The sequence below is a fragment of the Polyangium fumosum genome, from assembly GCF_005144585.1.
Classification (GTDB): domain Bacteria; phylum Myxococcota_A; class Polyangia; order Polyangiales; family Polyangiaceae; genus Polyangium; species Polyangium fumosum.
This window is the reverse complement of record NZ_SSMQ01000131.1, coordinates 1-13,693: the sequence shown is the minus strand read 5'-3', so window position 1 is coordinate 13,693 and position 13,693 is coordinate 1. Positions and strand designations below refer to the sequence as shown.

Here is a 13,693-nt window from a genome sequence, read left to right as displayed (position 1 = left end):
CCGGCGGCGGCAGCGGCGGCAGCGGCGGCGGCAGCGGCGGCTCCGGCGGTGGCAGCGGCGGCTCCGGCGGCAGCGGCGGCTCCGGCGGTGCCAGCAGCTCGTCGACCAGCGGCAGCGCGAGCAGCGGAGCCGGCGGCGGGCCCATCGGCGACGACGGCAGTTGCGCTTGCCGCGCTGCGGGAGACACCTCGAACGACCCGCGACAGGACGCTGGCCGGGCCGCGCTCGCCTTGCTCGGCCTCATCACCTTCCGGCGTCGGCGTCCTGCGCGCGTCTGACCTGCGCGCGCCGGGAGGAGGCGCGGACCTCCACCCCTGGAGGCTCGGACCTCCATTCTCGATCCCTTCACGACGACCCTCCCCCAAAACCCCCGCGCTTTGCGCCCCACGCGCGCTGGCGCGGCGCTTGCTGTTCGTCCGGGGACCCGCAAGGAGACCCCGGATGAAGACGCCGCAGACCACCGCCGTCCACGAAGCCATCGATTCCGCCTACGAGCGCCTCGTCGCCACGCTCCCCGAGCACCTCGCGACGGTCGCCCGCGAATTGCCGTATCGATTCGGGCTCACGCCGAACCCGGGGACGCCGTGGAGCCGGGTCTTCAACAATGCGGCGGTGCTCGGGCTGCCCGCGCTGCTCCTCGGCCCGGAGCGGGCCCCGCGGAGGATCCACGAGCGCGCGGTCGAGGCGCATCTGTTCGCGATCATCGCCGCCTTCGGGATGGATCGAATCGAGGATGGGCAGATCATCGCCGGCGCGGCCGAGCGCGTGCTCATCCACATCGTGCGGCGCGCGCGGGATCAAGCGCTCGCGCCGCTCTTCGCGCGCGCGCCGGAGGGGGCGTATTCCTTCGCTTGGGGAGAGCAGGTCACCGCCGATTCCGTGGAGGAGGAGCGGGCCGTCTTCGCGGGGCGCGCGCCGGCGACCCTCGATCGGTATCGAGTGATTTCGCTGAAGAAGCAGGGGTTGGCCTTCCCGGCGAGCATGACCGCGGCGGCGGCGGCCGGGTGGAGCGCGGAGGAGCGAGGGCACGTGGAGGCGCTGATCGCCGGCGCGGCGCTGGGGCTCCAGTACCGGGACGACGTGGTCGATTGGATCGATGATTTCGAGCTCGGCGCTTCGTGGCCGGTCGTTTTGCTGGAGCGCCGGCCGGCGGAGGCGACGGTGGAGGCGTTCGAAGAGAGGCTCCACGCCGAGGGCGGGTTGGTCCGATTTCTCGACATGTCGAGCGAGGCCTTCCACCAGGCCGGGAGGGCCGCCGAGGCCTTGGGCGCGGCAGCCCTCGGCGCCTGGGCCCACGGCCAGGCCGAGCAGACGGCCGTTCTCGCGGAGCGCGAGGCGCAAAACCCAGGCTCCGCCGTGCGCTGGGAGCGCGCGCGCCGCGCGCAGCGCGAGCAGCAGCAGGCTATGCTCGCCGAACCACCCGTCGCGCGCGCGGCAGGGTGACTCGATATAGGACCAAGGTCCCATGGCGCGAAAGGCACCGGCTCCACGACCTTGGCTCCACCCAAGCCCAGCGCCTGGGCATCGCTGGGGAGGGACGGGGGCGTTTTCTCTCGAAGCAGGTCGACGTCGCCCGTGGACATGCGAGCCGGTCACGCTTCGTGCCCGGCTCGCGCGCCCGGCATCGCCGATCCAAGGCGGCCCGAGGTCTGCTACAAAGCCCCCCGTGGCAGGCCGGACCGCTCACCTGCACCGCCTCCGAGGTGCTGCGCCACCGCACCGGCTTCTGTTATGCGAAGAGCCACCTGCTCGCCGCCCTGCTGCGCGCGAATGGGCTGCCGGCCGGCTTTTGTTATCAGCGGCTCGCGCATGGTTCGGGGTATTGCCTCCACGGATTCAACGCCGTCGAGCTTCCCGGCATCGGCTGGTATCGTATCGACGCGCGCGGCAACAAACCCGGCATCGACGCCGCGTTCGACCCGCCCAGCGTAAGCACTCGCAGTACGGAGGGAAGGTGCCCCGAACAGCACGGGTGTGTCCGCGCTTGATCTCCCCAAAAGCGCGCCTTTAGACTCCTGGATTCATCTGCGTCCGTGGAGAGCGGCGCAGGGGGATGCGCAGGGGGCGTGGACGTCGTGGAGACGAATGCGCCGGAGAGGGGAGCGATGTCGCTGTTCTTGGCCACCGAGGAAACGACGGCCGATGTCAAGGGGTTTGAGATCACCTCCAAGATCGGCGAGGGCGTCAGGTATGTGACGTACCGCGGCCGCCGATTGGGCGACGGGCAGGACGTGGCCGTCAAGGTGATGGCTGCCGATTCCAGCCGACTCGCGGACATCGCGCGCCTCAAGCATACCTACGGCATTCTTCAGCGGATCGATTCCGACAAGATCGTGAAGGTCCACGGCGTCGAGGAGCAGAGGGATGGCCTGGCGGTCATCACGGAGTATTTCCCCGGCACCTCGCTCGCCAGCGCCCTCGAACGGAGAGGGCCGCTCGACATCGGCGAATTCCTGGGCCTCGGCATTTCCCTGACCGAAGCCCTGGCCGATCTCCATCGCCGTGGCCTCGTCCACGGCGACACGAGGCCCGAAAACATCCTGCTCGGGGAGGGGAACCAAATCAAGCTCACCGGCTTCGGCGTCGATGGCGTCGTGACGCGGGAGAAGGAGGAGATCTACAGCCGCCGTGTCCTCGCGGAGCTGCTCCCCTATAGCTCGCCCGAGCAGACCCACCGCATGAACCGGAGCGTCGACCACCGGACGGACATGTATTCGCTGGGGGTCGTCTTTTACGAGATGCTCGTGGGGCGGAGGCCCTTCGAGGCCGAGGACCCGCTCGAGCTGATCCACGCCCACCTCGCCGCGACGCCCCCATCGCCCTCGGAGGCGAGGCCCGAGGTGCCCGAGGCGCTCTCCGCCGTCGTCCTGAAGCTGCTCAACAAGGGCGCCGAGGATCGCTACAGCAGCGCCGAAGGCCTGCGGGCGGACCTCGTGGAGTGCCAGCGGCAATGGGAAGCGACGGGCAAGATCGAGCCGTTCGCCCTCGGCCAGCACGACAGGAGTGATCTGCTCCAGATTCATCAGGGGCTTTATGGGCGCGAAAAAGACATCCGTAAGCTCATCGAGTCGTTCGACGACGTGCTCCGGGGCCGGCGCGCGATCATCCTGGTGTCGGGTTATTCGGGCATCGGAAAGTCCTCGCTCGTCCAGGAGATCCTGAAGCCGCTGGCGCGGGAGAAAGGGTATTACATCAGCGGGAAGTACGATCAGTACATCCGCGATACCCCCTACAGCGCCGTGATCCAGGCATTCGAGGCGCTGCTCAAGCAGCTCCTTTGCGAGAGCGAGGAGCGGCTCGCGGCATGGCGGGAGGCGCTCCTCGGCGCCCTCGGCGGCAATGGGCAGGTGCTCTGCGACCTCTTGCCCTCGCTCGAGCACATCCTCGGCAAACAGCCACCCGTCCCCGCGCTCGGGCCCGTCGAGGCGCAAAACCGCGTCAACCTCTCTTTCCGGAAGTTCGTGTCGGTGTTCGCCCGGCCAGCCCACCCGCTGGCGATCTTCCTCGACGACCTGCAATGGGTGGATTCGGCGAGCTTGAGCCTGATCAAGGCCATCCTCGCGGACGAAGACCGAGCGGCGCTCTTCTTTTGCGGGGCTTACCGGGACAACGAGGTGAGCCCGACCCACGCGTTCATGGTCGCGCTGGAGGAGCTCGAGCAGGGCGGCGTCGAGGTCGCCGACATCGTCCTCGAGCCCCTCGAAATCGCCCACGTGCGCGCGCTCATCAACGACAGCCTCGGCGTCACCGACGGGGACGCGCTCGCCGCGGTCGTGCTGCGAAAGACCGGCGGCAATCCCTTTTTCGTGAAGCGGTTTTTGCGGCACCTGTACGAGGCGAAGGTGCTCTTTCGGGATCCCACGGCGGGATGGCGCTGGGATCTGTCGGCCATCGAGCGATTGGACTCTTCCGACAACGTCCTCGGCCTGATGGCGGAGACGCTCCTCGGCCTGCCGCCGCGCACGCAAGACGTCCTCCGCCAGGCCTCGGCGATCGGCAACATCATCGATCTGGAGGTCCTCTACGCCATCAGCCAGGCCCCTCCGGACGAGACGTACGCGAGCCTGGAGGAAGCCATCCGCGAGGGCTTGATCGTGAACGCGGGCGAACAGCTCCGCTTTGCGCACGACAAGATTCAGGAGGCCGCCTATTCCTTGATCCCGGCGGCGGACCGCGCGGCGTACCATTACCGCATCGGACAGATCCTCCTCCTCAAGCTCGATCCCAACAAGGGACAAGACCTGTTCGACATCGTCAATCACCTGAACAACGCGGGGGACTTGATCACGGCGCCGGACGCGCGGCTCGAATCCGCGCGGCTCAATTTGAAGGTCGCCGAGCGCGCCGAGGAGTCGGGGGCCTTCGCCGCGGCCCTCAGGTACATGGAGCACGGCGCGGCCCTGCTGCCCCGCGACGCGTGGAGCGCGGAGTACGAGCTTTCGTTTGCGTATCACACGAAAAAGGGCGTGCTGGAATCGCTCTGCGAGCGGCACGACGACGCGCTCGCGACGCTCGCCGCTTGCTTCCAGGAAGCCAAGGGGCGCGTGCACCAGACGGCGGTCCGGCGCCTGATCATGAATGTGCAGATCTTGAAGAATGATCTGCTCGCCGCGCTCGACGAGGGGCTCGCCGCGCTGCGCGCGTTCGGCATCGATTTGCCGCCTTTCCCGGACGCGGACGCGCTCGCCGCCGAGCGCGCGCGGACGTTCGCCATGATCGGGGATCGGCCCGTGGCCTCGCTCATCGACCTGCCCCCGCAGAACGACCCGGAGATCGCCGCGCTGCAGGACCTCCTGCAGGAGATGTTCACGCCCTGCTACCAGCTCGGCACGAACAACCTGGCGATCACGATCATGAAGATGCTGCAAAACACGCTGACCCACGGCATCTCCCGAAACTCGATCTTCGCGTACATGAACTTCGGGACCGTTCTCTGCGCGAGCATGGATATCGAAAAAGGGTACGAGTTCGGCCGCGCGGCCGTGCGCCTGAACGAGCTTCACCCGGACAAGAAGTCCGAGGCGATGCTCGCCAACATGTGGGCGGCGTGGGTCCAGCACTGGAAAGAAGGCTATACGACCTACAAGGCGACGCTCCGCCGGGGCATGCACACCGGCGTCGAGACGGGTCAATACATCTGGGCCTTTTACAACACGGCGAACGCGAGCACGAACAGCCTGCTCCAGGGGCGGCACCTCCAGGAGATCCTCGAAGAGGCGCGGCAATACCAGCCGCTCTGCAAGCTCGACAAGTTCAACGCCATGACCTGGATGGTCAGCGCCATCGCCGAGGTGTGCGAGGATCTGAGCAGGCCCGCGGACGCGGACGTGTCGTCGCGCGTGGCCTGGGTCGACATCGACGTCATCAAGGCGGATGCCCGGAAGATCAACAACACGGCCTCGCTTTATTTCGCGAACGTGTATGACGTCATCGGAGGGGTCTTCAAAGGCACCTACGACGAGGTCGCGGCGATGTGGGGCGCGACGGATCCCGCGGGCGACGTCATGCTCCCGGCCTGGCACGCGACCCCCTGCTTCTATTTCTATGGCGGCGTGGCCTTCGCGCGGGCTGTCGCGACCGCGCCGCCGGATCTGCGCGAGGTCTACCTCGCGAGGTTTCACGATTGCGCGCGCAAGATGGCCGTCTGGTCCGAGCTCAACCCGGAGAGCCTGCGCCACCGCCACCTCTTGCTCCAGGCCGAGCTCGCGCGTATCGAGCCTTCCGAACGCGCGGGGCACCTCTACGACGAGGCGATCAGCGCTGCCCATGAAGGGGGATTCGCCCATGACGAGGCGCTCGCGAACGAGCTCTGCGCCCGTCATTACCTCGACCGTGGCAGGTCCTTCCTCGCGCGGGTCTACCTCGCCGAGGCGCATCGGGCCTATGCGCGGTGGGGTGCCGTCCGCGTGATGGAGCGCCTCGAAAAGGAGTTTTCGCACCTGCTCCGGCCGGAGGCGGGGCTCGGCCGCGCCTCGCGCGTGGCGGACGGGGATCCCGCCGCGCACAAGCTCGACCTCGGCGCCGTCGTCAAGGCTTCGCAGGCGATCTCGGGCGAGATCCTGATCCCGCGGCTCCTGCAAAAGCTGATGCACGTCCTGCTCGAAAGCGCGGGCGCGCGAAAAGGGTTCGTGATCCTCCGGGAGAACGAGCGGCTCATGATCCGGGCCGAGGGCCATATCGATCAGGCCGAGATCCGCGTGCTCCCGTCTTCGCCCCTGGAGTCGCGCCGGGACCTCGCCACCAGCGTCGTGAAATACGTGGCGAGGACGGCGGAGAGCGTCGTCCTCCACGAAGGCGCGAAGAACAGCCCCTTCGCAGACGACACCTATATCGAGCAGAGCCAGCTCCGATCGCTCCTGGCGACGCCCATCCTCCGGCAGGGGCGGCTCGTCGGGGTCCTGTACCTGGAGAACGAGCTCGCCGGCGGGGTGTTTACGCCGGACCGCATGGAGATGCTGCGGCTCCTGTCCGCGCAGGTCGCCATTTCCATCGAGAACGCGGTCCTCTATTCGAGCCTCGAAGAGAACGTGCGCGCGCGGACGCTGGAGATCGAGCAAGCCAACGCGCGGATCCTGTCCCTCAACGCCGAGCAGCAGCGCCGGCAGGAGATGGAACTCTCGCAAAAGCAGGCCCTCATCGCGCAGCAAAAAGAGCTCATCCGTGTCCTGTCCACGCCGATCCTGGAGGTGTGGGACGGTGTGCTCACCATTCCGATCGTCGGCGTCATCGACGAGGATCGCTCGTCCGTCATCACGCAAAACCTGCTCACGCGTATCGTCGAGACCCAATCGAAGTTCGCCATCATCGATTTGACGGGCGTCGACGAGATGGATCCCGGGACGGCCGAGCACATCGTGCGTATCATCGGCGCCGTGCGGCTCCTCGGGGCGAAGAGCGTCATCACGGGCATCCAGCCCGCCGTGGCCCGCGCGATGATCTCCATCGGCGTCGATCTGAGCAGCATCCAGACGCGCGCCAATCTCCGCGACGGCCTGCGGACGTGCCTGAACCTCGCGCGGGGCAAGGCTTCTTAACGTCAGCTCGGTGGATCGATTCTCCCTATCGACGTAAAGCGGGTCGACGGTGTCGACGACGAGCGTGAGGCGATGGCCCTCCGGCACGTCGTAGGCCGTCACGAAAAAGTCCGTGTCCACCGGATAGGCCTGGCCGGCCACCGCATCGGGGATCGTGAAGGGGATATGCGTCACGAGGCGCCCCATCCCGAGCTTGTCCGAGACACCCCGACTCGATATTTCCTGCGACGATGGCACCATTGTCGCGAGATTTGTGCTCATGCGTCGTTCCACCTCCTCCATGCCCCGCAAGCATGGTAGGCGCGTGACAATGAGCCATCCTCGACTTTTTCCATCGATCCGGGTGCAGCGCTTCGGCCAGGACGGGGTGGCCCTCCATGCGAGCCCGCCGATCGTCGCGACGGCCACGAACACCCAGCACACGCCCTCGGCGGCATTTGATGGGCAAAACTTCCTGGTCGTCTGGGACGACGATCGGAACTACATGATCGTCGCGGGAACCGACGTGTTCGGCGTGCGCGTGAGCCCGGCGGGCACGGTCCTCGATCCGAACGGGATCAAGATCGCCGGCGGCGGCCCTGCGACCCATGGGGCGCATGTGGTGTTCGACGGAACGAACTACGCCGTCGCCTGGACCGCATATCAATCCCAGGACGATTCCACGTACAACATGGCCGGCGCCGCGCACGTGAGCCCCCAGGGCGCCGTGCTCAACAACTTCACGCTCGTCCCGGAGTTGTATGAATATGGCGGCCAGAGTGTCCTCTCCGCGGGCAGTAGCGACAATAAGCTCTTCGCCACCTTCGACTACGAGGGCGTGCTCTCGAGGCCCTTCAATGGATCCGGGCCGACGTCCCAGCCCAAGCTCGTCTACCAGGAGCCGGAGGGTTTCTCGATGAGCTCCGGATCCTTCGATGGAAGCCCTTCAAACCAAGGTGCAGTTATAGTCTTTGCAAAAAGCCGCAATCACCGCAGCGCAGTAGGAGCAGATGGCGATCGAGGCGGTCATTTTGAGCGTCCCGCCCCTACGGTTCCTTGCGTCTGCTTTGATCCAATCCCCCAACTGGCACAAAACGCGGATCTCCGCATCCCTGTACCGCTTTCTACCCTCCGAGGTCTCGTTATGATTCGACCATACCACATCGGCGGTGCGTCCGATGGCCCAGTTTGAATCCCCGTTTTTTCCTGTTGCCGTCTTCGTTTGGCCATCCGGCGCGGTATAAACCCCTGTGGCATCCACCCCACCGCCCGTCATCGCCAAAGCCCGCCCCGTAGGTCCGAGCAGATACTTGAAGTTATTTCGACTTTGCTGCACCACCGTGGCTGCGTGAGGCGCCCTCTCTTTGCCCTGCACCACCGTGGCCGCGTGAGGCGCCCTCTCTTTGCCCTGCACCACCGTGGCTGCGTGAGGCGCCCTCTCTTTGCCCTGCACCACCGTGGCCGCGTGAGGCGCTCTCTCTTTGCCCTGCACCACCGTGGCCGCGTGAGGCGCTCTCTCTTTGCCCTGCACCACCGTGCCCAGGGGTGGCTCCCGGTTGTCGCGTTCAAATGACATCGTGCTTGCGATCGTTTCCGATGTTACTTTCCTTGTCCAGTTTCTGGATCCCGCGCCCGACGGTGGCTCTCCGCTTCGTCCTTTGCCTCCGAGGCGCGCCGCGATGACGGCTCCTCACGCGCCTACAAAAGCTCGGCGCATTCAATCCCGCGGATCGTCAGTCCCCAGTCGTCGCCGATGTTCCAGACGCGCAGCTCGGCGTCGATGATACGAAGCGCCTCGTTGGCGTAGCGGAAGTCGTGGATGCTGCTCGACATGTTCCACTGGTCGAGCGGCCCGCTCGCGTCGGCGCAGGCCCCGAGCCCCAGGGTATCGGCGTTCATCTCCCCGAGCGCCTTTTTCATCGCCCCGAGCACCGACATCCCGATCGCCATGAAGTGCACCTTCGGGCACGCGACCGGGTCGGCGTCGTGGGTGTCGCATGCATTCGGATCACGATGGCTGTAATCGATCCGGCGCGTCCCGTGGCCGTGCACGCGGATGTAATACTGCGGGGCGTCCGGATACGGGCCTCTGCAGGTCTGCGGCGGCTCGAACGAGACCCCTTCGGCGCTCGGGACAAGCGTGATCTGCGAAGGCTGCCCCTTCACGATGGCGACCGGGCAGTCCTCTGCGGCCAAGGCCCGCGGGGGCGGCCCGCAGCCGACGAACGCGGCGCACGCCACGAGGGCGAGGAGGTGAAGCCGCATCGTCATGAGCGCTTCGCGCCCGAGGGCTCGTTGTCTGGGCATTCCGTGTCTTCTCCGGCAGACGTTTCGATGAAACCGTGCACGCGCCGCCCAAGCAGCCCTCGTGCCAGCCGGAGGCTCCCCGATCCACCGCCCTCCGACGCCACCGCCGACCCAGATCTGTCGACGGGGCGTTCACGCCCCGCTTCGGTTGTGGACGCATCGTCGACAGGCCGCCGACGCCCGAGACGGATACGTCCCGGGCCCCGGCCGCGAGATCCGTTGGGGATTGCATGGCCGAGCCGCCCCGCGCGGCCATACTGCGAAGGAGAGAGGTACCCGATGCGCATCTCCGCCGCGCAGATCACCGATTTCGATCGGCACGCCCTCCGCGACTATGCAGTCTCCATGGTCGAGCACCTGCGGGAGCAACTCCCGAAAAAGGCGGCCCGCTTCACCGACGAAGAGCTCGCGGCGCTCGTCCTCTCCGGCGCCGAGCGGGCGCGCGGTTATGGCCTCGTCCTCGGGGCGGAGGTCGCGCAGTTCCTCTACTTGATGCTGGTCCTCGGCCCCGACTTCGACGAAGCCCCGCGGTATGCCGCGATCCGGCGGGCGCTCGTGCGCTCCGACATCGACAATGGGACCAAGCTCAACCACATCTTCACGCTCCTCTTGACGTGATTGGCCCGACGAGACCGCCCGCCGCGGCGAAGGAGGACCGATGCCTGGGTCGCAGAATGAAACCATGGCAGCGCTCGATGAAATCGATCCGGAGCGCCGCCCCCTGCTGCCGCCCGTGGACACCCGCGCTCCGCAAGCCCCGGAGCAGGCGTCCCCGAGCGACGCCACGTCCGGCTGCTGTGGTTGTTTCGTGGGGGTGTGGCGAATCTTCTTCGGCCGGGACCCGGAGCCGCAGAGCGCGCCCCCGCATGCCGAGCCCACCGAAGCCAGCGTCCTCGCCGAGGACGTAGCTGCGGCCGCGGAGAGCAGCCCCCGGGCCCGCTCCCCGATCACCGCCGCGACCCCCTGCCTCGCGACGGAGCCCGTGAACGACGCCGTGCAGGCGATCGAGGCGCCGCCGCCACCGCCGCCACCGCAGGACACCGGGGAGGGGAGCCGCAGCTCGGCGCCCAGGGCCGAGCTCACCCCGGCGCAGAAAGAAGCCTTCAAAGCACAGTTCGAGGACCACGCGGCGCAGCGGAAGACCAACGGCCAAGACCGGATGGGCAGGAGCCAATACATCCTCCTCAGCGATCTCATGAGCGGCGACTCTCGCCTCGTGGGCCTCTACGCGTCGTACTTCAATTATCCCATCCTGTACCTCCAGAGCCGAGAGAATGCCTCGAAGCGCGATTTCACGCACGAGTACCTCCAGGAGCTCGGCGTGACCGTCTTCAAGTACGAGGTGGACGAAGCGCAGAAAGTCTACAACGAGAGTGACCTGGCAAGTTATCCAGGGCTCGGGATCAAGGCGGCCCACATCACGGAGAAGGTGGCAGACATCCTCGGGGACAAAAACAAAAACCCCTTGGTCTCCCGGGACGCGTTCCTCGGGCACGTGAAATCCAAGCTCCATCGCGAGGACACGCCGGCCGGCCTTCACGGGCTCCTCGCGGAGCAACGCCCTGTCCTCGTCCTCTGGACCAAGGCCAAGGTGACGAACCTTTACACCGGCAAGCCGGAGCACCTGCTCGGGAACACCGGCACCCAGCAGATCCTGGAGCTTGCGCGGGCGAACGGGTTCGCCACGGCGATTGCGGGCGATCTCAAGCTCAAGCAGGGTCACCGGGACCTCATGGACCACGACCTGCGCTTCGTCGAGGAGGGGAAGCTCAAGGGCCTCTCCCTCAAGGATCAATACGCGGCCTTGCAGCGGATCAGCAGGTCCACGACGCTCGTCCATCTCGGCATGCGGAGCGGGCAACTCGAGCCGCTGCCGCTTTTGTGCATGCACACCATTTACCTGGAGGAGATCAACAACGGTCAGGCCGTGCGCATGCAGAAGCTCGCCAGCGTCACCGATCTCTACGAGCGCCGTCAATTCGCGATCCCGCCGACGGCCAAGGGGCGCTTCAACCAAGCGTTCACCTATTTCTGGGAGAAGCGCTACCAGCGCGACGCACGGGAGAGGGAGACCCCGGAGGGGGACAAGGCCGTGAAGGCCATGCACCAAGCCGTGATGCAGACGCGCAAGGACGCCGGAGAACGGATGCGCGATGTGGGACAGGGCAATGCAGCGCAGGTCTTCGAGGACTTCAAAAAGACCCCTGCGGCATCGGGTGTGATCACGGCGTTTCCGCGGGGTTTCCTCCCGGAGGATCGCGAAAAAATCGACCATTTGCTCAAGGAGGTGAAGCTCAAGATCGCGCTTCACGAGGCGGCGGGGAACGTCCGCGCCCTCAAGGCGGCCCTCCCGAGCGTCTACCCCCCGTAACAGCCCCCGGGCTCCGCTCCCGCGCCCTCACGCTCCCAGAAGGAGCCGCGCGAGCTCCTCCGCCGCGCGTGCGCCCTGGGAAGCAGCGCCCTCCATGTGCCCCTGGAAATCGAGCGACGTGTGCTCGCCGCAGAAGAGCACGCCGCCCTGGCGCGCTGCCTCGTGGCCGCCGAACAGGACCCGCTGCCCCACGCGGTAATACGAATACGACGCCTCATAAAGCGGGTTCAGGTGCGGCATCGATTGTGTCGCTCTCCCGTTCCAGCTCGTGGTGCCTCCGGGCAAGACCTTCTCCAGCCAGCCGAGCCCCGCCCGCGCGTCCGCGAGGACGCCCGCGTCCTTGACCGTGGCAAAAGGCGTTCGTGTCGACATCGCGTCCGTCACGGCCCCGCCGGTGTACAGGACGAGCAGCCCGGGCTCGCCCGCCTGGGCGCGGCTCACCTCCCACGTATTCTGGTAGCCGGTATCGGCATAGGTGGACCCATCACTCCGGCCCGGCCAGGGGCCCTCCTCGCGCCAATAGCGGCGCGAAAACTGGAGGTGGAGCTTGCCATTGTGCGCGCGGCCGAGCTCCTCGATGGCGAGGCGCTTGCGCGCGTCGAAACCGGCGTCCCTCAGATCCAAGGTGCGCAATACGGCAAACGGGAGGGCGAGGACGACCCAATCCGCCACGACGTCGATCCCGCCCGGCCCTCGCTCAAAGGTGAGGATATGCCGCCCCGCCGGGCTCTCGCGCAGCCGGAGGAGCCGGTGCCCGCGCTGGATCACGTCCGGGCCGAGCGCTTTTGCAATGGCGAGGGGGATCTGCTGGTTGCCGCCCTTGAGGTGATGTGCCTCGTCGGATTCGCCGAACATGGAGAAATGGTCGGGATCGGGCTGGCGGCCGAGCAGGTAGACGAGGTTCAGGGCGGACTGATCCCGCGTATCGGCGCCCCATTCGATGACATAGGCCACGTCGAGGAGCTTCCCGAGCGGCGACGCGTGCCCGCCCGGGACCCGGGAGGCGATCCAGTCGAATACGCTCATCTGATCGAGCGCGCGCCCCGCGGGGGTCGCGTGATCGTAGGTCGTGGTCTCGCCCGCGGCGCGCAGATCCGAAAGGAGCGCGGGGTACACCTGTGCGAAATCGCGCTCGGCGTCGGCGGCGGGGTAATAACGACCGTCGAAGAAATACGTATTCTCCAGGCCGGACGGCGTTTCGCCCTCCAGGCTGTCCATCGTCAGGCCGAATCGCGCCGCGAGGGCGAACAGGGTGCGGTGGTTGCTATCGATGAGCTCCCCGCACCACTCGCTGACTTGCCCCGCGTCCCAGGAGGTGGTGTTGGAGAACATGCGCCCGCCGATGCGGCCGGAGGCTTCATACACCGTGGCCGCAAAGCCACGATCGCGCAGCGCGAGGGCGCACGTCAGGCCGGCGATACCGGCGCCGACGATGGCGATGGTCGGCGGGTCTGCGGCGCGGAGCGCGCGCGGCAACACGAGGGTCAAGGCCCCCGCGGCCGTGGCGCCGAGGAAACGGCGGCGATCGAGGGAAATTCCCCGGCGGGCCTCCTTTTCGCGAACAGCCCTGCGCGCCTCGCGCAGAGCGGCGGGGGTGAGCCCTCGCGCGCGCGCCGTGTGGTGCTCCGAGGCCAGCTTCTCCAGCGATCGCAAGAGTGGTGTCCGTGCCATGCGCGCCCTCCCAGCGGCATAGCTGGCGTCCGGGCGGGGCCATGTCACGGGCTTGCGCGCGAGGGCGTGGCGGCTCTAGGCGTCAGGCCCCTCGGAGGACACGCCGGACGAGCCCTCGGCGCGCCCCCCGCGCCGCCGGCGCCGCCATTCCCACCCGCACCTCCGCCTCCGCTTGTAGACAACCATCCCGATCCGCAGAAATCTTCGATCTCGACAGCGATCACGAGTTCGCGCTGGCCTGCGAGGTCATGAGTTCGCCGCCGCGCTGGGCGCTTGCCGTGTGGGTGGCGTGATCGATGGTCCGGCCGTGCGGACGCGGGAGCGCGTTTAC

General features: G+C 67.2%; 9 protein-coding genes and 2 pseudogenes. 7 read left to right on the top strand and 4 right to left on the bottom strand.

Annotated elements, in window-relative coordinates; all coding sequences use genetic code 11:
• On the bottom strand, positions 1-187 hold a 187-nt coding region (locus tag E8A74_RS50195; protein WP_211365645.1), incomplete at its 3' end, for a hypothetical protein.
• Here E8A74_RS50195 and E8A74_RS56255 point away from each other — a divergent pair.
• The 4 genes and pseudogenes from E8A74_RS56255 to E8A74_RS50180 all read left to right on the top strand — a co-directional run bounded on the left by E8A74_RS56255 (position 144) and on the right by E8A74_RS50180 (position 7,034).
• Positions 144-278, top strand: a complete 135-nt coding sequence (locus E8A74_RS56255; RefSeq protein WP_420814243.1) for an MYXO-CTERM sorting domain-containing protein — start codon at positions 144-146, stop codon at positions 276-278. The two genes, E8A74_RS50195 and E8A74_RS56255, sit on opposite strands and share 44 nt — an antisense overlap.
• Positions 279-441: 163 nt before the next feature.
• Positions 442-1,443: a hypothetical protein gene (locus E8A74_RS50190; RefSeq protein WP_136936322.1), complete on the top strand. Its 1,002-nt coding sequence runs from the start codon at positions 442-444 to the stop codon at positions 1,441-1,443.
• A 74-nt stretch (positions 1,444-1,517) separates the two neighbouring features.
• Positions 1,518-1,925, top strand: a pseudogene (locus E8A74_RS54450) (transglutaminase-like domain-containing protein); the annotation flags it as partial.
• Between the two features lie 180 nt (positions 1,926-2,105).
• Positions 2,106-7,034, top strand: a complete 4,929-nt coding sequence (locus tag E8A74_RS50180; RefSeq protein WP_136936321.1) for an AAA family ATPase — start codon at positions 2,106-2,108, stop codon at positions 7,032-7,034.
• 45 nt (positions 7,035-7,079) lie between these two features.
• Here E8A74_RS50180 and E8A74_RS56250 read toward each other — a convergent pair.
• Positions 7,080-7,220, bottom strand: a pseudogene (locus E8A74_RS56250) (hypothetical protein); the annotation flags it as partial.
• Between the two features lie 124 nt (positions 7,221-7,344).
• On the opposite strand from E8A74_RS56250, the gene E8A74_RS50170 reads away from it, so the two are divergent.
• A complete protein-coding gene (locus E8A74_RS50170) occupies positions 7,345-8,205 on the top strand; it encodes a hypothetical protein (protein ID WP_136936320.1) in 861 nt (286 codons plus the stop codon).
• Between the two features lie 506 nt (positions 8,206-8,711).
• Here the strand turns inward: E8A74_RS50170 and E8A74_RS50165 are convergent.
• A complete protein-coding gene (locus tag E8A74_RS50165; RefSeq protein WP_136936319.1) occupies positions 8,712-9,320 on the bottom strand; it encodes a hypothetical protein in 609 nt (202 codons plus the stop codon).
• Positions 9,321-9,599: 279 nt separating this feature from the next.
• Between E8A74_RS50165 and E8A74_RS50160 the strand changes: the two genes are divergently transcribed.
• Positions 9,600-9,938, top strand: coding sequence for a hypothetical protein (locus E8A74_RS50160; RefSeq protein WP_136936318.1), 339 nt, complete (start codon positions 9,600-9,602; stop codon positions 9,936-9,938).
• Positions 9,939-10,002: 64 nt separating this feature from the next.
• Positions 10,003-11,691, top strand: a complete 1,689-nt coding sequence (locus E8A74_RS50155; protein WP_136936317.1) for a hypothetical protein — start codon at positions 10,003-10,005, stop codon at positions 11,689-11,691.
• Positions 11,692-11,718: 27 nt separating this feature from the next.
• On the opposite strand, the gene E8A74_RS50150 is transcribed toward E8A74_RS50155, so the two are convergent.
• Positions 11,719-13,362 (bottom strand): flavin monoamine oxidase family protein, encoded by a 1,644-nt coding sequence (locus E8A74_RS50150; RefSeq protein ID WP_136936316.1) that lies wholly within the window; start codon positions 13,360-13,362, stop codon positions 11,719-11,721.
• Between the last annotated feature and the right edge of the window lie 331 nt (positions 13,363-13,693).

What these genes read in the sequence shown, in the direction of transcription:
- E8A74_RS50190 (WP_136936322.1), top strand. Translation starts at nt 442, where the DNA reads ATGAAGACGCCGCAGACCACCGCCGTCCACGAAGCCATCGATTCCGCC.
- E8A74_RS50180 (WP_136936321.1), top strand. Translation starts at nt 2,106, where the DNA reads ATGTCGCTGTTCTTGGCCACCGAGGAAACGACGGCCGATGTCAAGGGG.
- E8A74_RS50170 (WP_136936320.1), top strand. Translation starts at nt 7,345, where the DNA reads ATGAGCCATCCTCGACTTTTTCCATCGATCCGGGTGCAGCGCTTCGGC.
- E8A74_RS50165 (WP_136936319.1), bottom strand. Translation starts at nt 9,320, where the DNA reads ATGCCCAGACAACGAGCCCTCGGGCGCGAAGCGCTCATGACGATGCGG.
- E8A74_RS50160 (WP_136936318.1), top strand. Translation starts at nt 9,600, where the DNA reads ATGCGCATCTCCGCCGCGCAGATCACCGATTTCGATCGGCACGCCCTC.
- E8A74_RS50155 (WP_136936317.1), top strand. Translation starts at nt 10,003, where the DNA reads ATGGCAGCGCTCGATGAAATCGATCCGGAGCGCCGCCCCCTGCTGCCG.
- E8A74_RS50150 (WP_136936316.1), bottom strand. Translation starts at nt 13,362, where the DNA reads ATGGCACGGACACCACTCTTGCGATCGCTGGAGAAGCTGGCCTCGGAG.